General features: G+C 59.4%; 14 protein-coding genes and 1 pseudogene. 13 read left to right on the forward strand and 2 right to left on the reverse strand.

Annotated features, from left to right (window positions below):
* The first annotated feature begins 36 nt into the window (after nucleotides 1-36).
* The 10 genes and pseudogenes from CCGE525_RS15020 (at nucleotide 37) to CCGE525_RS15065 (ending at nucleotide 13,991) form a co-directional block, all read left to right on the forward strand.
* Complete coding sequence (locus CCGE525_RS15020) at nucleotides 37-2,877, forward strand: ATP-binding protein (RefSeq protein WP_120704974.1); 2,841 nt, start codon at nucleotides 37-39, stop codon at nucleotides 2,875-2,877.
* Between the two features lie 219 nt (nucleotides 2,878-3,096).
* A complete protein-coding gene (locus tag CCGE525_RS15025; protein WP_120704975.1) occupies nucleotides 3,097-3,486 on the forward strand; it encodes a DUF427 domain-containing protein in 390 nt (129 codons plus the stop codon).
* Nucleotides 3,487-3,683: 197 nt separating this feature from the next.
* Nucleotides 3,684-5,378, forward strand: a complete 1,695-nt coding sequence (locus tag CCGE525_RS15030) for an ATP-binding protein (protein ID WP_120704976.1) — start codon at nucleotides 3,684-3,686, stop codon at nucleotides 5,376-5,378.
* Between the two features lie 11 nt (nucleotides 5,379-5,389).
* Nucleotides 5,390-6,217, forward strand: a complete 828-nt coding sequence (locus tag CCGE525_RS15035) for a hypothetical protein (protein WP_162950181.1) — start codon at nucleotides 5,390-5,392, stop codon at nucleotides 6,215-6,217.
* Between the two features lie 135 nt (nucleotides 6,218-6,352).
* Nucleotides 6,353-7,585: an adenylate/guanylate cyclase domain-containing protein gene (locus CCGE525_RS15040; RefSeq protein WP_120704978.1), complete on the forward strand. Its 1,233-nt coding sequence runs from the start codon at nucleotides 6,353-6,355 to the stop codon at nucleotides 7,583-7,585.
* A gap of 346 nt (nucleotides 7,586-7,931) precedes the next feature.
* Nucleotides 7,932-8,342, forward strand: coding sequence for a nuclear transport factor 2 family protein (locus CCGE525_RS15045; protein ID WP_120704979.1), 411 nt, complete (start codon nucleotides 7,932-7,934; stop codon nucleotides 8,340-8,342).
* A gap of 206 nt (nucleotides 8,343-8,548) precedes the next feature.
* Nucleotides 8,549-9,001, forward strand: a complete 453-nt coding sequence (locus CCGE525_RS15050; RefSeq protein ID WP_120704980.1) for a tautomerase family protein — start codon at nucleotides 8,549-8,551, stop codon at nucleotides 8,999-9,001.
* A gap of 43 nt (nucleotides 9,002-9,044) precedes the next feature.
* Nucleotides 9,045-10,193, forward strand: a complete 1,149-nt coding sequence (locus CCGE525_RS15055) for an efflux RND transporter periplasmic adaptor subunit (protein ID WP_245472162.1) — start codon at nucleotides 9,045-9,047, stop codon at nucleotides 10,191-10,193.
* Nucleotides 10,190-13,379, forward strand: a pseudogene (locus CCGE525_RS15060) (efflux RND transporter permease subunit). The gene CCGE525_RS15055 and the pseudogene CCGE525_RS15060 overlap by 4 nt, the downstream one beginning before the upstream one ends.
* A gap of 135 nt (nucleotides 13,380-13,514) precedes the next feature.
* On the forward strand, nucleotides 13,515-13,991 hold the full coding sequence (locus tag CCGE525_RS15065) for a sugar ABC transporter (RefSeq protein ID WP_205587395.1): 477 nt from the start codon (nucleotides 13,515-13,517) through the stop codon (nucleotides 13,989-13,991).
* An 83-nt stretch (nucleotides 13,992-14,074) separates the two neighbouring features.
* On the opposite strand, the gene CCGE525_RS15070 is transcribed toward CCGE525_RS15065, so the two are convergent.
* Nucleotides 14,075-15,013 (reverse strand): hypothetical protein, encoded by a 939-nt coding sequence (locus tag CCGE525_RS15070; protein ID WP_120704982.1) that lies wholly within the window; start codon nucleotides 15,011-15,013, stop codon nucleotides 14,075-14,077.
* Nucleotides 15,014-15,444: 431 nt separating this feature from the next.
* Between CCGE525_RS15070 and CCGE525_RS15075 the strand changes: the two genes are divergently transcribed.
* The 3 genes from CCGE525_RS15075 (at nucleotide 15,445) to CCGE525_RS15085 (ending at nucleotide 18,555) form a co-directional block, all read left to right on the forward strand.
* Nucleotides 15,445-16,848 (forward strand): cytochrome c, encoded by a 1,404-nt coding sequence (locus CCGE525_RS15075; protein ID WP_120704983.1) that lies wholly within the window; start codon nucleotides 15,445-15,447, stop codon nucleotides 16,846-16,848.
* Nucleotides 16,849-16,934: 86 nt separating this feature from the next.
* Entirely contained in the window at nucleotides 16,935-18,044 is a 1,110-nt protein-coding gene (locus CCGE525_RS15080) for an ABC-three component system protein (RefSeq protein ID WP_205587397.1), read from the forward strand.
* Entirely contained in the window at nucleotides 18,037-18,555 is a 519-nt protein-coding gene (locus tag CCGE525_RS15085) for an ABC-three component system middle component 2 (RefSeq protein WP_205587398.1), read from the forward strand. Before CCGE525_RS15080 ends, CCGE525_RS15085 begins: the two co-directional genes overlap by 8 nt.
* A 2,190-nt stretch (nucleotides 18,556-20,745) precedes the next feature.
* Here the strand turns inward: CCGE525_RS15085 and CCGE525_RS15095 are convergent.
* On the reverse strand, nucleotides 20,746-22,893 hold the full coding sequence (locus tag CCGE525_RS15095) for a xanthine dehydrogenase family protein molybdopterin-binding subunit (protein ID WP_120704985.1): 2,148 nt from the start codon (nucleotides 22,891-22,893) through the stop codon (nucleotides 20,746-20,748).
* Between the last annotated feature and the right edge of the window lie 8 nt (nucleotides 22,894-22,901).

Consider the following 22,901-nt stretch of genomic DNA (forward strand, 5'->3'; position numbering starts at 1 on the left):
TCGGGTATTGAGCTTGGGAAAGCGCGGATTCCATTGATGGACGCTGACGGAAATGTTGCCTCGCTCGGGCGTCGTTCGGGCTCAATGCGGCCAAGCGACGCGAGCTTGGACGAGGGCTACCTGTTCGACCGCTTTTGCTTTTATCCTGGCCGTGGCGCTCTTCTCGAAAACGGGAAGGAAGTGAAGCTCGGCGGGCGGGCCGTCAAAGTGCTGGCGACGCTGGTGGAACGTTCGGGCGAGGTTATCAGCAAGGAAGAAATCATTCGCGCCGTGTGGCCGTCCACCTTCGTAGATGAAGGCAATCTCCGCGTTCATATCGCCGCCCTCCGCAAGGCCCTCGGCCAAGACCGCGAAAATACGCAGTTCATATCCAACATCGTCGGTCGGGGATATCAGTTCACCGGCAGGGTTTCGAAGGTGCGGGGGCCGGTGAGCGCCAACGCCATCCAGCTCCGCCTTCCCGACCAGCTCTCCAACGACACTCTCCCTGCCCCGCTGGCGCGAATCGTTGGCAGGGCGGAAGCCATCGACGGTATCGTTCAGCTTGTCAGCAGACAGCGCCTGGTCACCATCGTAGGAGCGGGAGGCATCGGGAAGACGACGATTGCACTTGCTGCTGCCCAGAGGCTCTCGGCTAGCTTCAACGACGGCGTGTTCTTCATCGATCTGGCGGCCGTCTCCGACGCCGGGCTCGTACCGTTCGCGGTTGCTGCCGAACTGAACATATCGGCAGAGGCCGCCAATCCTATTGGAAGTCTTGTTGCCCACGTCCGGCAGCACCATGCGCTTATCATTCTTGACAACTGCGAGCATGTGATCGGAGGCGCTGCGGAACTGGTGGAAGGCCTTCTCCGCGGCGCGAAGGGCCTGCGAATAATCGCCACCAGCCATGAACGCCTTCGCACCGAGGGCGAGTGGCTCTACAGACTGTCGCCGCTCGAAGTGCCGAAGGCTGCGGACGACCTGCTTCTTGAGGAGGCGATAAGCTACCCTTCCGTCGAACTCTTCGTCGAACGGGCCACCTCGGACAATCCCGCAATGACGATCGGAGAAGCGGACGTTCCGTTCATCGTCGAGATCTGCCGCAAGCTAGACGGCATCCCGCTGGCGATCGAGATCGCGGCTGCGCGCGTCGAGGTTTTCGGCATTGCCGGACTTCTCGAGAACCTAGAGGATCGGCTCGACGTCCAGAACGGTGGCAGACGCACAGCGGTCGACCGGCATCGTACGATTCGCAGCATGCTCGACTGGAGCTACGAAATATTGGACGCCGACGAGCGCGTCGTCCTCCGCAGGCTCTCGGTCTTCGCAGGCTCGTTTTCCATGGATGCGGCCGTACAGGTGGCTGCGTGCGAGATGCTTACGCCGCAAGCCGTAATGGAGGGCGTCTCCGGGCTGGTCCGGAAATCGCTTCTCTACTCGAGCATGGGGCCGAAGACAGTCAGCTACCGATTCCTCGAGAGCACGAAACTCTATGGCCGGGAGAAGCTGGCCGATATGTCCGAAACGTCGAGATCGAAGCGGCTCCACGTAGAGTATGTCATCGACGTGCTCATCGAAGCCGACGCGAAGTGGAAGGACACGGGACGATCCATCTGGATCGAACGCTATTCTCCCCTCCTCGACGACATACGCGATGCGATGTCCCACTGCTTCCATCCCGAGGCAGACCACTCCGTGGGCGTCAGGCTGACGGCGCTCGCAATGCCGCTCGGACTGCAGCTCGGTCTGGTCGACGAATTCAGGGAGCGGGCAAGGAAGGCTATAGCAGCGGCTACAAGTCTGCCGAAGCCAGACCTCGTGTCCGAAATGCGCCTCAACATCATCTACGGCATTCTCGTTCAGAACCAGCACCAGCCCACGGACGACAACATCGTTGGCCTGACCCGAGCCGCGCTCCTTTCCGAAGAGATCGGACAGGATCGTCACAGAATCGAGCCCCAGATCGTGCTCGCCGCGTTCAACATGGGCATGGGCAAGTACGCGCCGGCCATCACACACGCGGAGATGGCCGAGCGGCTCGGGCAGAGCGTCGGCGACGACCTCGCGGTTGTCGCATCGCAGCGCATCCTTTCGCAAGTCAACCATTTCAACGGCGATCACGCAAGGGCGTCGAAGCTCGCGAAGGCCGTCCTTGCCCATCCTGTGGTCAACATCCCGACTGCGTATGGTGGCCTCCAGACGGACCGGCGCGTCTCGATGCGGATAATCCTGGCGCGCGCCCTTTGGATGACAGGCAAGCCCGATCAAGCGATCGAGGTCGTCAGAAAGGCGGAGGAGATCGCCCGCGCGGACGGGCCGCTCGCCCTCTGTCAGGCGCTCGCGCTCGCGGTCTGTCCGATCTTGCTATGGCGCGGCGGCGACGATCTCGCACGACAAGCCGTGACCGATCTGCTGGAGCAGTCGTTGCGCTTCACTCTAAGTCACTGGCATTCGTGGGGTCGGATGTTCGAAAGCGTGTTGCAGCACCGCGCCACGGGCGAAGACCAAGGCCTTCCGGTGATAGAGACGCAGGGTGACCTTCAGGCCCAGACGCTGGCGACGCTGACGGGTCAGCTAGTCGGTCTCGAAGCTGACGCCGCGGGCGAAGACGGCTGGTGCGCTCCGGAAGTCATCCGGGCCAAGGGCGGGCGAGCCGTCGCCGAAGGAAGGTACGGAGAAGCCGAACGACTGTTCCGGCGTTCCATTTCGGTTGCTCAGACGCAGGAAGCGCTTTCGTGGGAGTTGCGAAGCGTCACCAGCCTTGCGCGGCTTCTGGCTTGCCAGGGACGCGTGCAGGAAGCGAAAAGTGCCGTACGGCTCATTCTCGAACAGTTTTCCGAGGGGGTCGACACGCGCGACTTGGTCGACGCCCGGAGCATATTGAGTCTTCGGTGAGATCCACAGTCGCTGCATCCTCGTGATGTCGCCGCTATGCCGCGACGCGCCTGGTCCGCGCGGACTCCCGAATAGCACTTGTATCAGTTTACTTCAAAGATCGACAAGCGCGTCCAAGACCTGGTGCTTGATAGAGCGGAAAACGTGGCAGATAAGCGCGGTGGGCGCTCGCCCGCCTGACAACGCCCCTCGATGGACATTCATGAACGGAGTACGGCTATGGCAGATCAGGTGACGACCAGAACCAAACGGATGCCTGGCCCGGATCATCCGATTACGATCGAGGCAAGCACGTCGCGGGTCGTGGTGAAGGTTGGCGGCGAGACCATCGCGGACACGAGGCACGCCGTTATTCTGCGTGAGGCGAACTACGCGCCCGTGTTCTACATCCCGCGCGAGGACGCCCAGATGTCGACTATGCGGCGGACCGATCACATGACGTATTGCCCCTACAAGGGCGAGTGCGCGTACCTTTCGATACCTGCTGGTGGCGGACGATCGGTGAATGCCGTCTGGACCTATGAAAAGCCCTACGAAGCGGTGGCCGAGATAAGGGGCTTTCTCGCGTTCTATCCGGATCGGGTGGACTCGATAAACGTCGGCGACTGATCCGAGCTTTAGCTCAAGGAGGGGGATCCGTTGGCTCATTCTCGACGCTGGCGAGATTATGAAGTGCGTCTTCTCTCGCCACCCTCCAGAGTATCATCGGACCTCTAGGGATAACCTTGCTGGAAGAGCGAGCTTGCCGGCTTCCCAAGTCGCCGAGAATCGCGTTTTTATCAACTTCCACAAGAGCGGGATGAGCGATGCAGGTTGTATTTAGAGGGCGCGCGGGTCGGTCGTTGAGAACCCCAACCGACAGCGGTGACGTTCTCGAGCTCATCGAAAATGACTGGGACGATTACGGGCACGCGACGACCTTCAACACCGCATGCCGGATAGGGGGCGAAATCCTTGACCTCGGCTCCGTGAAGATTTTGTTCGACGGCAAGACCTCAAGCCGCGGCGTCCTCCGAGAAGCGGTATCGGCGGGATGGGATGGCGTGCTCCCCGTCCCCGATCTTTCGTACGTCTCCGTCCCTTCTGAGATTTCGTTCTATGAGCAGCTCGTTTCACTGCTTGGTGAGGAAGGAGCGAGCGAGGTCGCAATCGCCCTTCGGGACGCCAGCTATCTTATCAATGTTAGAAATGACGATGAAGCAGTGCGGATGTCGAAGGCGCCTGGGTTCGGGTCGTCGCTGCAGCGAGAGCGCGGAGCGCAGAACGCTTTCCAGGACGGGTGGAAGGTTTTCGCCCAGCAAATGGCGACAGCGAATAATCTTGATTTCCGTTATCTCGACGCAAACGGCGTCATTCGGGAAATTCTTTTTAGGTATCGGTCACCGACGCCGCTTCCTCATGACATCAACGTGCTGATTGGTCCGAACGGGATTGGAAAATCTCAGCTTCTTCATCAAATCGTCAGGGATTGGATCGATGACGACGACAGCAAGCCTGCCGAGTCGCCTGGCTTCATCACAAGACCGAGCCTCAGCCAGATCGTTGTCCTTTCGTACAGCCCTTTCGAACGCTTCCCGATCACTATGGAGAGGGAAGACTTCCAGGATCAGGACGTCTACAGGTACTTTGGACTTAGAGGGCCTGCAGAGGCGGGAAACGTCCCTGTGAACGAAGACGTCCTCAGCCTTGAAGTTCCGAAGGAGGCAACCGCCCGATCGCTGATCTCATGTGTTTCCGACGACGTCCGCTTCCGCGCCATGCGCGCATGGGCAAAGAAGTTGGCGACAGCCGAAGAGGTTCTGAGGTCCGCGTTCTCCTTTGATTTCGCAGCGGTAGAAGTTGAGAGGGACGACCCGTCCACGTTCGCGAGTAAGGCGATAATGGGGCCACATCCTGTGTTCGACGGGCCAAACGGCGAGCAGTTCGTGCGCATATCTTCGCAGGAGCTGCCCCAGCTAGTTCCAGACCGCATCGTAGACAGGCTCAGAGCGCGCACGGGTGTAGTTTTCTTTAAGGACGGGGCGCCACTCCATCTAAGTTCGGGGCAACGCCTCTTTTCTTACATTATCATCAACCTTCTGGGCGTCATGCGACGCAACAGTCTCATCCTGATCGATGAGCCAGAGCTCTTCCTTCATCCCACGTTGGAGATCCAGCTCGTCGACATGCTGAAAGAGATTTTGAAACAGTTCAATTCGAAAGCCCTATTCGCCACCCACTCGATCGTCGCGGTGCGTGAGGTTCCAGCCGACTGCGTTCATGTCTTCGCCCGGACCGACGACGGCATAGTTGTTAATACACCGCCGTTCCAGACATTTGGCGGCGACGTCCAACGTATTACGTCATACGTGTTCGGCGATAGAGCGGTCTCGAAACCGTTCGAGGCCTGGATCAAGGAGCAGCTACAAGAGCGCTCAGCCAGCGATCTGATTAACTTGCTTCGCGACGAGCTGAACGAAGAAATGATCATCCAGATCGCTGCGATGGGTCGGGCAATCTGATGGTCCATATATTGACGCCGCCCGCGGTCGACGACGTAGGTCTGATCGATGATGTGATCGCCGAACGACAGACTGGCGTAAACGCCGCGTTCTTCAATGGCATCGCCGTAGAATGGCGAGAACGAGTTCAATCTTATCTCGACGGCCGCGGTTCGCCCGCGGTCGTCGAGAGGTGGCCGGCAGCCGAAGCTCGCAAGAGCACACTGATCGGCCTCTATACACATCCAGCCGAAGGTTCCGCCCAAGCAACCGTCCTAAACAATCTCAGATCACATGAACTGGTTATATGTCCGGCGTGTGGAGAGGCCGGTCGACCAAATACACTCGACCATTACCTTCCGAAGCGGCTCTACCCTCAGTTCGCAATCGTTGCCCATAATCTCTTTCCAATGTGTGACGCCTGCCAGAAGGCAAAGCTGGAGGAAACGGGCGACGCCCAGAATCCCCGCTTTTTCATCCACCCTTATTTCGACAGATTCTCTGCGCCGAAACTCGTTGCGTTGAGGATCGAGCCTCCATTTTCGACACCACTTTTCGAACTCACGGCGAATCCCGATTTGCATGATCATGAACGTGCGATTGTTGCGATCCATGTCGAGAAGCTGGAGGTTACGACACGGTTTGCATCGTTCTTCTCCGGAGCCCATCGCCGTGTTCTCCGACTCGCCGGTGAGATTCGTGAAGGCGGCCAGGACCTGGTGGCAATGTTCGGTTACTTCCGGGGAAACGCTTGTGCGATATCGCCCAATTCGTGGGACTTCATCGTCTACGATGCAGTGCTATCGAACCCGGAGCTGATGAATTTTCTGCAAAATGGAGAGCTACCGCCGCTCCTGTAGAAGGCTTCGCTTAAGCTGAAGCTAGCGGTGGCTGGCGGCGTGGCAGTTTTGTTCAAAGGACATCACGATTGTACAAGAGTGGACAGGCTCGAGAATCCTATCGCCTTTTCTCCATTCGGGAATTGAGAGCCGCCTATGCTTCGCAGAGATAACGACGTGACTACTCTATGGCCTCAACACCGGCACGAAATAATCGACTGGTTGGTCAAGGATGTCCACGAACAGAGGTTCATCGACAATCTATTGGTAGATTTGTGCGCGCGTCTGGCATCGACCGGCGTTCCGGTCGCCCGCGCAGCGCTCGTGTTCCGCACCAACTACCCGCAGTGGCTGGGTGCTCGAATCCTTTGGCAGCGCGGCGCTAGCGAGTGCGAGATTCGCGGCGTCGAATACGGGATAGAACGAACTCCCGGCTATATCGGAAGTCCCGTTGAGCAGGTTGAGAAAGGTGCCGACTTCGTCCGTCATCGCATCTTTGACGACAAGCCGGGCGCGTCCCGCCATATGGTCTACGACGAACTTGCAGCCGAAGGCATGACTGATTATGTCGCTCTTGTAATGCATCATACCCTAGGCAAACGTCAGGTCGTTACGTTTGCCACAGATGCGCCCCAAGGATTCAGGGACGACGAAATCGACCTTCTAAAGGATGTCACTCCCCTAGTTTCGTCCGCGAGCGAAATCCGGATCAAGAACCATCTGGCGCGTATGCTCCTCGAGACATATGTCGGGAAACAGGCAAGCAATGAAATCCTTGCCGGTGCGACTAGGCGGGGAAGCGGATCAACAGTGCAGGCGGCGGTGATGATCTGTGACCTGCGAGACTTCACTGCACTATCGGACGCTCTTCCAAGGGACAGCGTGCTCTCGCTGCTAAACGACTACTTCGATACCGTCACCGAACCGATCGAGCGCCACGGTGGCGAAATTCTGAAGTTCATGGGCGACGGCCTGCTCGCGATCTTTCCGTTGAGCAGGCCTACAGCTGCCGAGGATCTCCTTGCCGCCGTGAAAGACGCGAGCAAAGGACTTCAGGCCTTGTCCGCCGCGCGCCTGAAACATGGCCGCGAACCGCTGTCCTGGGGCGTCGGCGTTCATGCGGGCGACGTAATGTACGGAAATATCGGCTCGGCAAGTAGGCTGGACTTCACGGTTGTAGGTCCTGCCGTAAACGTCGCATCGCGACTGGAACGGCTGACAAAGGACATTGGCCGACCGGTATTGATGTCACAGGATTTCGCCAGCCTCCTACCAGATAGTGATACGCTAGAGCGCCTCGGTCCCTTCCGGGTACGCGGATTAGGGGCGCCGATAGAGGTCTTCGCACCGGTTAACGACCAATCCGCCAAACCTCCCCCCGTTTCCTGACAGCGCAGGGAGCACGATCCAGACGCGAGGGTCGCCATAGTCGACGCACAGTACCACGAACCTGCCATTGAACGGCCAGATCTCTTGATTGCGGTCAGCTCGACATCGAGGACGGCATCGAAGTCGCCGCCGAGACATCAAGGCTCTCGGAAGACGTTCTCCGTCGCGGATCGCCGGCTCTTTTGGTTCGATGTTTGCGGTTGTGCCGCTTCCGATCCGGATCGTCCAACGCCGTGCTCGCTATTTTCAATACCAGCCGCCAGCGGCGGGGTACGTCTTCACGATCGCGCCGCTCCCGAACTCGCATTGAAATTCCGAAGCGGCCGCGCCAAAAAGGAGAAAGCCGATGACGACCCCGGAAGAAAACAAGGCCCTTGTCCTGAAGGCCTTCGACACGCTCTTCAACAAGCGCGATTACGACACCGCTTGGGATTTTTGGTCGCCCCACTACATCCAGCATAGTGCGCACATCAAGCCAGGCCGCGAAGGCCTCTTCGACCTCATTCGCGCGGTGCCGCCAACGCTGAAGTACGAACATCAGCTCATCGTGGCCGAAGACGACTATGTGATCGTCCACGGCCGCTTCTCGGGAAACGGTCGCGGCGTCGCGTGGGTCGCGGCAGATGTCGTTCGGATCGAGGGTGGCAAGCTTGCCGAACACTGGGACGTTCTGCAGGACGAGGCCACCCGTGCTGAATCGCAGAGCGGCAACCCGATGTTTGGCGGATTCTTCCCCGAAGAGCTGAACCCCGCCTGACCGCTTCGGCGTTTCGCCGTGCAGAACTTTCGAGGCGTCGTCGGAGTACCGCGACGCCTTTCTCCATGGCCTCTGAAGAGAGTTTGACCCAATCCGGTCAGTATTCTCCTAAAAAGCTGCTTTCCGACAATCGTTTCGGAATGGCGGGCCTACGGTAGCGGTCCGAATTCCCGCAGCCACCGCGGCCGCCGCACAAAGGTCTCATCATGCCCCTCGTCCGTTTCGACCTCATCAAAGGTCGTTCCCCCGATCAGCTCGCAAAGCTTCTGGACCATGCACACCGCGCGTTGGTCGAATCGTTCCGCATACCCGAGAGCGACCGCTACCAGGTCGTAACGGAGCACGAGCCCATTCATGTGGTTGCGCTGGACACCGGCCTCGGTTTTCAGCGGACGAAAGATCTTGTCGTCGTCCAGGTTGTCAGCCGTCCGCGGTCGATGATGGAAAAGACGGCCTTCTACAGTTCCTTGGCGAAAGCCTTGGAAGACAAATGCGGCGTCAGTCCCTCAGACCTCATCATCTCGGTCGTCGAAAACACCGACGCCGACTGGTCCTTCGGCAAGGGCGAGGCGCAATTCCTGACGGGTTCGCTCGCAGGCGTGAAGAACGAAGACGCCATCGAAGGCCCGCATTTCGGCGCCCGTCAACATCGAGGATAATTACATGTTCTCTCGCAAGCTCGCGTTGCCGCTGCTCCCACTTATGGCTGCACTCTCCAGTGCCCAGGCATCCGCCCAGCAGGCCCCACCCCCGCCTCAGGTCTCCGTTGCTAAGCCGCTCGTCCGGGAAGTGGTCGACACCGACGACTTCATCGGCCGCTTCCAGGCGTCGGAACAGGTTTCAGTCCGCTCCCGCGTCGGAGGCTATCTTCAGAACATCGACTTCCAGGACGGCCAGCTCGTCAAGGCGGGAGACAACCTCTTTCAGGTCGACCAGCGGCCGTTCGACACCGCTTTGAGCGAGGCGAAGGCGAACCTTGCCGTGGCGAATTCGACGCTCACCTATGCGAAGGCCCAGTTTGACCGGGTAGACGCGCTCGTGAAGTCGGGCAGCCAATCGGTCTCGACCCTGGACGACCGGCGTCGCGAGCTACAATCGGCGGAGGCGAGCGTCCAGGGCGCGGAGGCGAGCGTGGACCGCGCCAAGCTCGACCTCGTGTACAGCAATATCACCGCGCCGCTGAGCGGCCGCATCGACCGGCACCTCATCTCCGTCGGAAATCTGGTCCAAGCCGACCAGACGATCCTCACCACGATCGTGGCTCTCGACCCGATCGACCTCTACTTCGACGTGGATGAGCGGCGATTGCTCAGCTACGCGGAAACCGCCCGCACCCAAGGCAAGGTGCTTCAGGAAGGCGGCGGCGGCATCGCCGTCACGGTGACGCTTTCGGACCGCGACCATACCAAGTTCACCGGCAAGGTGAACTTCGCCGAAAACGTCGTGGACCCAGCCACGGGCACGCTTCGCGTCCGCGCCAGGTTCTCAAACCCGGACTTCATTCTGCAGCCCGGTCTCTTTGGGCGGGTCAGCATCGAGGGCTCCAATCCCTACAAGGCGATCCTCATACCGGACGAGGCGATCTCGTCGGATCAGAACGAGCGTATCGTCTACGTGCTGAGCGCGGACGGAACGGTCACCACAAAGGCCGTCCGGTCCGGCCCGAAGCTTTACGGGTACCGCGTTATCCGAACCGGCCTGACAGGCGATGAGAACGTCGTCGTCAAAGGCGTTGTTCGTGTGCGTCCTGGTGCTAAGGTCACGCCCGTCACGGTCGTGCTGCCCCAGGAAAACAACGAAGCGCCCTCCTCTAGTCAGGAAGCCGCTGCAACGACGGAGACGACGAAATGAGGTTCGCGCACTTTTTCATCGATAGGCCGATCTTCGCGTCGGTCATCTCCGTCGTCCTGATGATCGTCGGAACGGTCGCATACTTTCAGCTCGCGGTAACTCAGTACCCGGAAATTGCGCCTCCTACGATCGTAGTCCGGACCTCTTATCCGGGTGCCGATCCCCAGACCATCGCGGACACCGTGTCGACGCCCATCGAGCAGGAAGTGAACGGCGTCGAAGACATGCTCTACATGTCTTCCTACTCGAGCGCCGACGGCGCGATGTCGCTGACCATTACCTTCAAGCTTGGTACCGACCTGGACAAGGCGCAGGTTCTTGTCCAAAACCGCGTGGCCATCGCCCTTCCCCGTCTGCCGGAGGAAGTCCAGCGACTGGGCGTGACGACGAACAAAAGTTCGCCCGACCTCATGATGGTCATTCACATTCTGTCGCCTACGGGACGCTACGACCAGCTCTACACCTCGAACTACGCGCGCAACCGTATCCGGGACGCGCTCGTGCGCCTGCAAGGCGTCGGCGACGTCCAGATCTTCGGTGAGCGCCAATATGCCATGCGCATCTGGCTGGATCCTGAAAAGCTGGCGTCCTACGGGATGACTTCCGCAGACGTGGTGCAGGCGCTCCGGGATCAGAACGTACAGGTGTCGGGCGGATCGATCGGCGGGCCACCGGCAGGCAGTGACAATTCCTTCCAGTACACGGTCAGGACCGACGGGCGCTTCTCTGAAGCCCGACAATTCCGTTACGTGATCGTCAAGTCGACGCCCGACGGCCGTCTCGTCAAGCTTGAGGACGTCGCCCGGATCGAGCTCGGCGCGCAGGACTACGTCACGAACAGCTATTTGAACAATCAAGCGGCGGTCGCCCTTGGCATCTTTGCGAGACCCGGAACGAATGCCCTGGATACCGCCGCTCACATCAAGCAGATCATGACTGAAGCGGGCAAGAGCTTCCCGCCTGGCCTCGAATACCGGATCGTCTACGATACGACCGCCTTCGTTTCGGAGTCGATCACGGAGGTCTATCGGACCATTGGCGAGGCTGCCGTGCTCGTCGCAATCGTCGTCATTATATTCCTCCAGTCCTGGAGGACCGCGATCATTCCGATCGTCGCTATTCCGGTTTCGCTCATCGGCACCTTTGCGTTCCTTTCCGCCTTCGAGATGTCGTTGAACATGCTAACGCTGTTCGGCCTCGTTCTCGCGATCGGGATCGTGGTCGACGATGCGATCGTCGTCGTCGAGAACGTGGAGAGAAACCTTGCTAAGGGCATGAGCCCGCGCAAGGCGTCGCACGTGACCATGAACGAGGTCGGCACAGCTGTGGTAGCGATTTCGCTCGTTCTGATCGCCGTTTTCGTGCCGACTGCCTTCATCCCGGCATTTCTGGTCAGTTCTACAAACAGTTCGCGGTGACGATATCGATTGCGACGGCAATCTCCGCGCTAAACTCGCTGACGTTGTCTCCCGCCCTCGCCGCGATCATTCTCAAAAAACACGTCCACCGGCAGGATCACCACAAGCGGAATATCTTCTCGCGCATCGGTCACGGAGCCGCCACCGGGTTCAATCGAGGCTTCGATGCTATGAGCAGAGGGTATTCCTCCATCGTCCGGATATTCGTCACCTCCTGGCCTGGACGCGGGATCGCGCTCCTCATCTTCGCTTGCCTGCTTGGCGCGACTTACTTCCTCAGCACCAAGGTGCCAAGCGGCTTCATTCCGGTCATGGACCAGGGATACGCCATCATCGTCGTGCAGCTTCCGGACGGCGCCTCGCTCGATCGCACTGACGCGGTTGTCAAGCGCGTTGCCGAGATCGCCAAGAAGACGCCCGGCGTCGGTAACGCAGTAGAATTCGCGGGCTTCAGTGGCGCAACGTTCACAAACGCGTCGAATGCGGGCGTGGTCTTCACTCCCCTCAAGCCGTTCGAGGAGAGACTGAAGGACGGTCAGACCGCAACCTCCATCATCAGCAACCTCTACAAGAACCTGCGGAGCGAGCAGGAAGCCTTTATCATCGCCATCCCACCGCCGCCCGTCCGCGGCATCGGCAACTCCGGCGGCTTCAAAATGCAAATCGAGGATCTTGAAAACGCGAGCATGACGCGAGTCCTTGGCCTGACCCGCCAGTTGATGGCGGCTGCGAACCAGACGCCAGGCCTTTCGGGAGTGTTCACGACCTTCTCGGAATCCAGCCCCGAGTTTTTCGTCGATATCGACCGGGACAAGGCCCAGTTTCTGAACGTGCCGATCCCGAACATCTTCGACACGCTCGCCAGCAACCTCGGGATCTCATACGTGAACGACTTCAACGCCTTCGGACGCGTCTATCAGGTGCGTGCGCAGGCCGACAAGCAGTTCCGCATGGAGCGGGACGACATGCTCGACCTGAAGGTCAAGTCGGCGACCGGCGCCCTAGTGCCGCTTGGAACGCTTGCCGACATCCATGAGACTAGCGGCCCCCGCTGGTGCAGCGCTATGGCATGTACGTATCCGTGCCTCTTCAGGGCAACACCGCGCCCGGCACGTCGACCGGAGAGGCAATCAAGAAGATGGAAGGACTCGCGACGAAGATCCTGCCGCCTGGGACGACGTTCGAATGGACCGACCTTGCCTACCAGGAGACGCATGTGGGCGGGAACGCATCGTGGATTTTCGTCCTATCGGTCGTGTTCGTCTTCCTTGCGCTGTCCGCCCAGTACGAGAGCTGGATCCTTCCTCTGTCCATCATCCTGATCGTGCCGCTGGCCGTCCTTGGCGCGCTACTGGGCGTCTACGTCCGGGGGATGGACAACAACGTCCTCACCCAGATCGGCTTCGTTGTCCTAATCGGACTGGCGGCGAAAAACGCGATCCTCATCGTCGAGTTCGCCCGCCAGGCCCAGGACGAAGGCAAGACCGCCGTCGAGGCGGCAATCGAGGCCAGCCATCTTCGTCTGCGGCCCATCCTTATGACGGCGTTCGCCTTCATCTTCGGCGTGCTGCCGCTGGCGGTGGCCGAGGGACCCGGCGCGGAAATGCGCCGATCGCTCGGAACCGCGGTGTTCAGCGGGATGTTGGGCGTGACGATCTTCGGCCTGTTCCTAACACCGGTGTTCTACGTCGTGCTCCGGTCGGGCTACAAACCCCGCGTCCACGAAAAGGAAGACGAGGACGAAGTGTTCCCGCAGGCGGCGGAGTGACAGAAAGCTCGGCTACGCTCTAGCGAAGGTGTCCGAGGCCTTTCCCTCCCGCGGTTCGCAACCGCCAGCAAAGTGGACGACGCCGATGATCTACGCCGTTGAGTGCAGCTACAATGACCGCGCAAGCGAAGTCGAATGGAACGCGTTTTACAGCTTCGAGAAGCTGCCGGCGCTGATCTCCGTCGCTGGTATCAACACGTCGAGCGGTTTAAAGCGCTCACGCCCGGATGTCCGAAATACCTGGCGCTTCACTCGGTCGCCTGCCCCGACGTGCTCCTGAGCGCCGAGTATCGATTGAAGGGCGGTGGGAACTTTGCAAAATGGCAATCCCACATCACGGACTGGCATCGCAACGTCTACGAGGGAATCGAGCTGATGCTAGCAGTGGGACCAACAGATCTCCTTGCCCTCACTTTCGATGGTTCAAGCGCATTCGAGCATGATGACGAGGCATTCCGGCTGGAGGCGGTCGCACTCGATATGAAGCCAGCGTTTCGCTGGTTGCGAGTGTTCGACTTGGTCAAGGTTGATCTCGCGCGGCTCCGGCTGGAGGGCCTGGCATTGTACGAGCCCATGGGTAAGCGACTTATGCCAGGCGTCCGGAACGAATAATTGGTCCCGTTTGCCCAAGCCGGAAACCCGTCCGCATCCGAATGGTGCTTTGAGATCCACGTACGAAGACATTGAGGCAGCCATCAGGATCCGGATCCCGAATGCTCCGTTGATCCTGGCATGATTGCGCGACGGAAATATTCGGAACCACCATATCCGATCAAGGCGCCGATCGCGAAAGCGCCGAAGAAATCCTCGACCGTGATGAAGCTCTGAGCACCAGTCTTTCGGGACAACGTTATAGAAGCAATGATGCTCATAACAACTGCGGCTGCGCCTTGGACAAGCGAGACCAGACCGATGTCCGCTGGCGTTTGAAGGGAGCGGGCTAGTGCGCCCAGCGAACCGCCGAAAATCGATCCCAGCAAAATGGAGCCAAGCGGTGGGTTTATCGAAAAAGTGGCGGCAACGACCTGGCTCCTGAAGCGCCCATCAAGCTCGAAGCCGAGCTGAATATTTACGGGGAATCGTCGCGGCGTAAACAACAGCCAATGCGTTGTACGAACAAAAACAGTGAAAATGCGTTCGCTCCCCGGCGGTATAATGACGGTATCGACCAGATTCTTCGGCTCAGTAAGCTGCTTTCCGATCTCTACATTAGACCCCTCCTCCGCAGTGATATTAAGCGTCGTGTAGGGCCCCACGTCTTCATCAAATTTGACCTTCGAATTGGGCTGCGCGATGACGTTGACTTCTCTGTTAGATTGCCTTTGGGTCTCGATTTTGATCCCGGCGAGCGGTAGTGAGATCGAAGCCAATACGCCAGACATTCCTTCCAGAAACCCCGACGCCGCCTTGACCGCAGCCGCACCGTTCCGTGTTCGATCCTTAACGACAGCGGTCACGGTCTGAGAACTCGGGCCTGCGACCTCGGTGACAGAAATTGGCACCGAAAATGGATTTCTGATGATGAAGTTAATCGCGTTGTCCTGGCCCGCAACAAGCGTCTCTTCAGGAACCACGATCTCCAGACGCCCAGATTGTGAGGGTTCAGTGCCCAGTTCTTTTGCGATCGGGTCCATTTTTCCACCTGCTCAGTCGTTCCAATTTCCGTAGGCGTGAAGCTGCGGAAATGCAACCATTGATCGGGAAGCTCGAGCTTGCTCCTATACAGCGGTTACCCCTACGGCCAAGAAGTATTTGTCGCGAGCGCCGATACTAATGTTGATTTGATCGCAGGACTTGTCTCAAAAGAGTGAATTAATCGGCGAGGCTGGAAGGCCTCGGACCGTCTGTACGGCGCCTTCCTGTCGCCGCCTGCGCGTCTCGAGACGAGAGTCTGGAAGTGTGCGTCAACATGCTCTGATCGGCGATCCGCCGCGCAAGCCGCACCCGATCGCTTCACGCTCGCTTCGTCCAATCATCATCAACATCGTTCAATCCCGTCCGCCTCCAAATGCGAATATCGGCCAGCAGCATCGCGAGCTGCGACCGGTATCCTGTGGAGGCCACCATGAAGTTCAATGCACTCGTCGGCGCGGGGCTCTTTCTCCTGTCCGCATCCGCCGCCCTCGCCCAGCAGCAGGCGCACGGCGATCCGACAACTGGCGACGCCCCTGCGGCCATAGTCGCACGCGGAGAGTATCTGGCACGAGCTGGGGATTGCATCTCGTGCCATACTGTGCCAGGCGGCACGCCGTTCGTTGGCGGCCGCGCCTTCACCCTGCCCTTCGGCGTCATCTACTCGACGAACATCACGCCGGACAACGAGACCGGGATCGGGGCATGGACCGACGACCAGTTCGTACGCGCCGTGCACGAAGGCATCGGCAAGGATGGCGAGCACCTCTATCCCGCCTTCCCCTATGCTTCGTATACCCAGATCTCCCGCGAGGACGTACTCGCGATCAAGGCATACCTGTTCAGCATGCCGCCGGTTCATCAGCCGAGAACCGCCAATAGCCTTTCCTTTCCCTTCAACCAGCGCTGGGGAATGGCCTTCTGGAACGCTCTCAACCTTGACGCCGCGCGGTTCAAGCCCGATCCCGGAAAATCAGCGGAATGGAATCGCGGCAACTACCTTGCGAACGCCCTGGGCCACTGCGGGGAATGTCATACGCCCAGGAATGTCACGTTCGGCCTTCAGGCCAGCCGGATGTTTTCCGGCGCTGAGATCGAGGGATGGCGCGCCTATAACGCATCGGCCGACGCCGCGCTGGGGATCGGCGACTGGTCCATGCAGGAACTCGAGCAGTTTCTGAAGACGGGGCACGCCGAGAATCGTGGTTCGGCATCCGGCCCGATGGAGGAAGTCGTCCGGCTGAGCCTAAGCCATCTCAACGATCAGGACATCCATTCGCTCGCCGTGTACCTGAAAGACACCGCTCCGGTCTCTAACGAGCGCGATCCAAGGGTAGCCGCAGCTCCGTCCGCGTTGCACGATGGCCGCTACGTGCCTGGGACGGGGGATGCCGGGCTTGGACAGAAGGTCTTCGCCGGAAATTGCGCGAGCTGTCATAGCTGGAATGGCGGCGGCATGTCGACGCCGTTCGCCGGTCTAAGGGGGAGTAAGACTGCCAATGACGCAGTCGGCTCGAATATCGTCCAGGTCGTCCTTAGTGGACAGAAGGCAAACACATCGACAGGCGTCGTAAGCATGCCATCCTTCAGGCTGTCGCTCAATAACAGTGAGATCGCGGCGGTTGCAAATTACATTGTTGGACGCTTTGGAGACAAACCGGGCTTCGTAACGCCGGAACAGGTCGAAAAGCAGAGAGTCGGCGAGCAGCGGATCGATTTCGGACCATACGTTAGGTTTGCCGTCGGCGGTCTCGTGATCATCATAGTTACCGGCGTTCTGGCATTTTTGGCGTTCCGTTCACGCAGGCAGCCTCGCGGCAACATGCACGCGCACTGATGTTAGGGGACATCGCTTGTCCCCGTCTTGCCTTCAATCGACGCACGTGCAAGAACACCTGAAGTTGAAATTCTTAAGAGTCGGAATTGAGCCACGAACTGAAAGCGCTCGACAAACCCACGAAATGGCCAGGCGCGAACGCACGGCTCTTGGGTCCAAGCCATGGATTGCCTGTCAAGCCGATCGATCGTTTGGCATTGTTCAGCGCGGACGAGTTCGAACGCTTCGTTCTTGAATGGGCAGACGACTATCTCGCCCAAAAACTCCCCGGTGTGACGCAGGTCCAGCAGAGAGGCGGGTCCGGGGACAAAGGGCGCGACATCGTCGTCTGGTTCGGCGCGCCGGGATCGCCAGATCGATACTGGCATCTGTACCAATGCAAGCGGTATAGTACGGCGCTCGGTGAAGCAAAGGCGGTCGCAGAGATCGGCAAGGTTCTCTATTTTGCTTGGCGGGGCGACTTTTCGCTGCCGAAAGAATACTGGTTCGTGACCCGCAAGGGGGTGACGAATGATCTTCAGGATACGGTCGACCACAATAAGCTCGGCGCCTTTCTTATCGACAACTGGGACGAGTATTGCGCAGGAAGCATCATTTCAAAGACGAAGATCCCTCTGGAGGGCGACTTTCTCGAGTTTGTGAAAGCAATCGACTTTTCATTCGTGAGGGTTAAGCAGCCGCTTGAGATCCTCGGGGAACACGCTCAGACTAAGTATCACAGGTTCGTTTTCGGCGCGCCGCTGGTGGATCGCGCAAAGCCCGCAGTGCCCCCTTCGTTAATCGCAGAGAAGGAGCGTGGGTATGTTCGACAGCTTTACGACGTCATTGGGGAACTGACAGGCATGTACGTCCAAACGGAGGCTGACTTCGACGGTCACAGCAAGTCTGCGCTTCTGTTCAAGAGGTCCCGTGCCTCCTTCTACAGCGCCGAAGGACTTAAGGAGCTCTCCCGCGACCAGATGAACGATGAACAGTTCTTCGATGATTTGCTCGAGCGTTTTGAGACAGGCCTCTATTACACATATTCCGGGCCGGCGGCGAATGGTTACGAACGCTTGGCCGCTACGGTCAAGGCTGCGCAAATTCAACAGATCGATGGGCACGTCCTGAAGGAGCACATGTCCCCCCTTGATCGAGAGGGCGTCTGCCACCACCTCGCCAATTCGGGTACCGTCACGTGGTGCGACGATGAGTGAAGGTCAGGATCGTCCTCGCAGGCGTCGTCGCGAGCGCCTGTTCAACACGCCCATCGAGTGCGGGTTCCGCCTGCTTTTCGTTTTGTCGGCAAGCCGGCCTTCCAGTTACGATGTCCAAAGACTGATCAGTTACGACTATCTCCTCGTTCATTCAGGCGACGCCGCCGATGAGCATGGAAGCCTTCACCCGGCTGTACCCAATCGCGGAAACGAGTGGGTCGTGAAGAGAGATGTCGTACAGGCCGGGCTGCATTTGATGTTCGCTCGCGAACTGTTGGAGAAGCGGCTGACAGGTCAGGGCATTCTTTTCTCTGGCACAGATCTGACAACAGCGTTCGTCAACCTTCTTGAGACGCCATATGCGGAAGCGCTTCGCGAACGGGCGGCGTGGCTGGCGACAACCTTCGATCCGTACTCGGACGCCGAACTTCAGCAGTTCATGACCTCCCGCGTCGGCGTATGGGGGGCGGAGTTCGAAACGATGTCAGCAATCAAGGATCTGGAACTTTAATGGCCAGAATAGTCGAAATTCGCCTCACTGGTGCTGGCCTGGAAGATGCAATCATACGCTTCAAACCAGGCCCGAACGTCGTCACAGGCGACTCGGATACCGGAAAGAGCTACCTTCTCCGTCTTGTTGACTTCGTGCTAGGCGCGAAGGAGCTGTCGAAGGTCATCGATGAAGCTGCTGACTACGAAACCGCTTGGCTCGAATTGGCGGACGACCGCGGAAGGCCCCTTACTCTCGAGCGGCATCTGACGGGGGGAAATGTTCGGAGCTATTCTCGAGCTATCGATGAAATCCTGATCGAGATCAGGGGCGCTGGCGAGGAAAAGCAGCCCGTCGTTCCGGACGACGCAGAGGTTCTCTTGTGGAGAAGGCAGGGCAAATCCACCGAGCCGGACGTGACGTCAAAGATCTTCCCCTTCTTCGGAATGCCGGAGAACGTCTTTGTGCGGGAAAACGCCGATGGCGACGTCCAGCGACTTTCAATCAGGACTTTGCTTCCGATCGTTTTGGTCGATGAAGAGTCTATCATCACGGAGAAATCGCCCATTCTGCGCGGAGGATTTGCTCAGACGGCAGAAAAGCGGATGTTCTCCTACCTTCTTACCGGAAAAGACGATCGCGGCATCGTTGCGCAAGAGCCTCGCGAGATCGTCTCAGCACGCACCCAGGCGCAGCGCGACCTCATCGACGAGTTGCTTGTGCCGTTGAACGAACGACTGAAGGACCGCTCGGAGAGCGAGGAAGACGAATCCATCGACCGGCTCGAGGGGACGATCGGATCGTTGTCGGACGCCCTCGCCGCCAACTCCGACCAACGATCGCGCCTCCGGCAGCGCCGGACGGAGCGCTACCAGCATGTATTGAAATCCGATACTCAGATTGCGGCGGTCGACGGACTGCTGACACGTTACCGTCTCCTCGTCGAGAGATACGCCTCGGATTTGCAGCGCCTCGACTTCATAGCCGAGAGCTCGCATTACTACGACGGACTCCAGGAAAGCGCCTGCCCGATGTGCGGTCAACTACTCGTTGGAGAGGCGCACGACCACGGCGAAGACGCTGAGTTTAGGGCTGAAGAGGTTCATGTATCCGCGAGCGCCGAAGCCGCCAAGATCCGTGGGCTCCAAAGCGATCTGAAAGCGACGATCGCGGACCTCGTCGAGCGGGACGCATATTGGAAAGACCAAAAAGAAAACGCGTCGCGCGAGTTAGAGACCATCGACCAACAGTTAGACAACGTTCTGACCCCTGCTCGCGCTACCGTCCGCAATTCCCTGAATGAGCTGGTACAAAGGCGCCTAGAGCTCCAAACGGCGCGCGCTGACCGGCTGGAAGCCGCTCGCCTCGCCGAACTGAGGGCGAAGCTTGAACGGCAGCTTTCCGAGCCCACTGCGAAGCCTACATGGGCCGGGCTGGAGCCGAAAGCTGTCACCGATCTCAGCTTGGAGATCCAGGGCGTTCTTAAAGAGTGGTCGTGGAAAGAGGACGTGCGCGTCGAATTCCTAGAGGATCGCTTCGACATAAAAGTCGACGGGAAGCTGCGGCGCTCGCACGGAAAAGGATTCCGCGCCGTCATGCATGCGGCCCTTTCCATCGCGATCCTCCGCTTCTGCAAGAAGAACGAAAAGCCACATCCAGGATTCGTGGTTCTGGATTCGCCGTTGACGACAGTAAAGCAGCGCAGCGGCCAGGCCGCAGTGGAAGTGGCCGAGAAGGATCGACTCCTTCCTTGGATCGAGCCGAGCTTCTGGAAAAGCATATCGAAAACCGATGCCTCGGTGCAGATCATCGTGCTCGATAATAAGGAACCGCCATTAGATCTTACCGACGATCTAAACGTCCAGCTGTTCGTCGGTCCTGAGGTCGGGCCTGGTCAGCGCGCAGGATTCATCCCACCGAAAAAGTGAATCATAAGCACGAGCGGCAGAGACGTCCCAGCATCGCGCCCAGGTCGAATGAGCTGCAACGGAACGCCTTCCCGCAAGTGCGGGCGGGACGCTCCAACACCCTTCTGAGACTGTGCGGTCAGGATCGTCTTGCCTAGGTTTCAGTCGCACCGACGTCGCGCACCGCGGTCGCGTATCACCGCCCTCATTCCGCTGGGAGGTGACCACACGGCAAAGCTCTGACCTATATCGCCAAATACTGGACGACCTTTCTATCTTTTCGACCGACGGGTGTCTTCCGCGATCATGCCGTCGGTAACGACGCCGCCACCGGCAACTTCCTGAGACGCTTGCCACATGCCGCGAAGATGGCGTTCGTCAGCGCCGGCGCGGCCGCTGCCGTCCCCGCCTCGCCGACGCCGCCTGGATTCTCGTTGCTAGAAATCAGATGAACGTTTACGACAGGTGCCTCGTTCATGCGCAGCACGCGGTAGCCGTCGAAGTTGTTCTGGTCGACGGCCCCATCGGTGAAGGTTATTTCACTGAACATGGCTGCGCTGAGGCCAAAGATGATGCCGCCCTGCATCTGCGCTACGACCGTGTCGGGATTAACGGTCATCCCGCAATCGATCGCGGCGACTACTTTCCGAATGATCACATTCCAGCCATCGGCGACGTCGACCTCGACGCAGAGGGCGACGAACGAGCCGAAGGCGTTCAGCACGCTTAGGCCACGTCCCTGCCCCTTCGGAAGTGGACGCCGCCATTCCACCTGCTGGGCGACCTTGTCGAGGGCCGCCAGCGTTCTCGGGTTCTTCGCGAGCATCGACCTCCGGAAATCGAGTGGATCCTTCTTTGCCGCGTGCGCAAGCTCGTCGATGAGGCTCTCTACGACGAATGAATTGTGTGTCGGTCCGACACCGCGCCAGAAGCCCGTGTTGATGCCTTCCTGTTCGTACCGCACGTAATCGACGAGCACCGCTCCGTCTTCGTACGGCGTTTCTGCCGCAGCCTCGACGGCGTCGCTGTCAAGGCCGTCCTTGAATGCCGGCGGCGCCCATCTGGCAAGGATCGACGGCCCCGCCACGCGGTGCGTCCTACCGACAAGCCTGCCGTCATTGTCCAGGCCGGCCGACACGCGGTCGTAGTAGAACGGCCGGTAGTAGTCGTGCGTCATGTCCTGCTCGCGGCTCCAGACGAACTTCACCGGGTAGGAGACGTTCTTGGCAAGTTTGGCCGCTACCTCCACCATGTCGATGTCAAGCTTCCTGCCGAATGCGCCCCCCATCAACATGTTATGGACGACGACCTTTTCTTGAGGGAGGCCGGTGGCGTTTGCGACGGCGATCTGCGCCCTTACCGGAACCTGTGTTCCCATCCAAAGGTCGGCACCGTCTGGCCGGACATGTAGCGTGCAGTTCAACGGCTCGAGCGGAGAATGCGACATGAAGGGCGACTGGTAGACCTGTGTCACCTTTACGGCGGCGTCCTGAATGGCCTTGTCGGCGTCGCCTTCCCTTCGGGCGACGACGCCCGCGTTTCTCGATGCGGCGTCGAGAGCCGCTACATGGGAGGCCGAGCTTATTTCGGCGTTCTCGCCTGCCCTCCATTGCGGATTAAGCGCCTCCAGTCCTTGGAGGGCAGCCCACATGTGATCCCCGATGACCGCGACGAGGTCATCACCTGCCGAAACGACGTCGCGTACGCCCGGGACCGCGCGCGCTGCGGCCACGTCGGAGGATGCGAGCCTGCCTCCCTTGACGGGAGAGATCGCGAGCGTTCCGATCTTCATTCCCGGTATCTTGGCATCGATGCCGAACTGCGCGCCTCCATTCACCTTGGCGGGCGTGTCGAGGCGCTTTTGCGTCTTGCCGACAAGCCGGAAGTCTTTCGGGTCTTTGAGTGGAATCGTAGTCGGCACCGGCTGCCCGGCGGCGTCGGCTGCAAGGTCGCCGTAGGAGTAGGACCGACCGCTGGCCTCGTGATGAACGACGCCCAACTCCGCCCTGCAGGCGGCGGGCGAGACGCCCCATCGTGCGGCCGCAGCGCCCACCAACATTATGCGAGCTGCAGCGCCGGCTTCTCTCAGGCGTTTCCAGTCGGCGCGCGTCGAAAGCGACCCGCCAGTGGCCTGGTCGCCGAGGAACGGGTCAATGTACTTCTTGATGTCAGGCGGGGCAGGTTCAACAGCGATCTGGTCGAGGCGAAGTTCGAGTTCTTCACAGACCAGCATCGCGCTTGAGGTGTAGATGCCCTGCCCGACTTCCGTGTGCGGGATGACGAGCACGACAGGGCCGGACTTCTCGATCCGTATGAACGCGTTGGGAACGAAGGCGTCGGCGTCGGCTGCCTGCGCCCCGCTCCTGCCCATCTGCGTCGCCAGCACTAGGCCGCCGCTAACCGCGACTGAAGCCTTCAGAAACGCGCGCCTTGTCTGAACGAAATCGGTCATGTCACACC

The organism is Rhizobium jaguaris, from assembly GCF_003627755.1.
Lineage (GTDB): Bacteria > Pseudomonadota > Alphaproteobacteria > Rhizobiales > Rhizobiaceae > Rhizobium > Rhizobium jaguaris.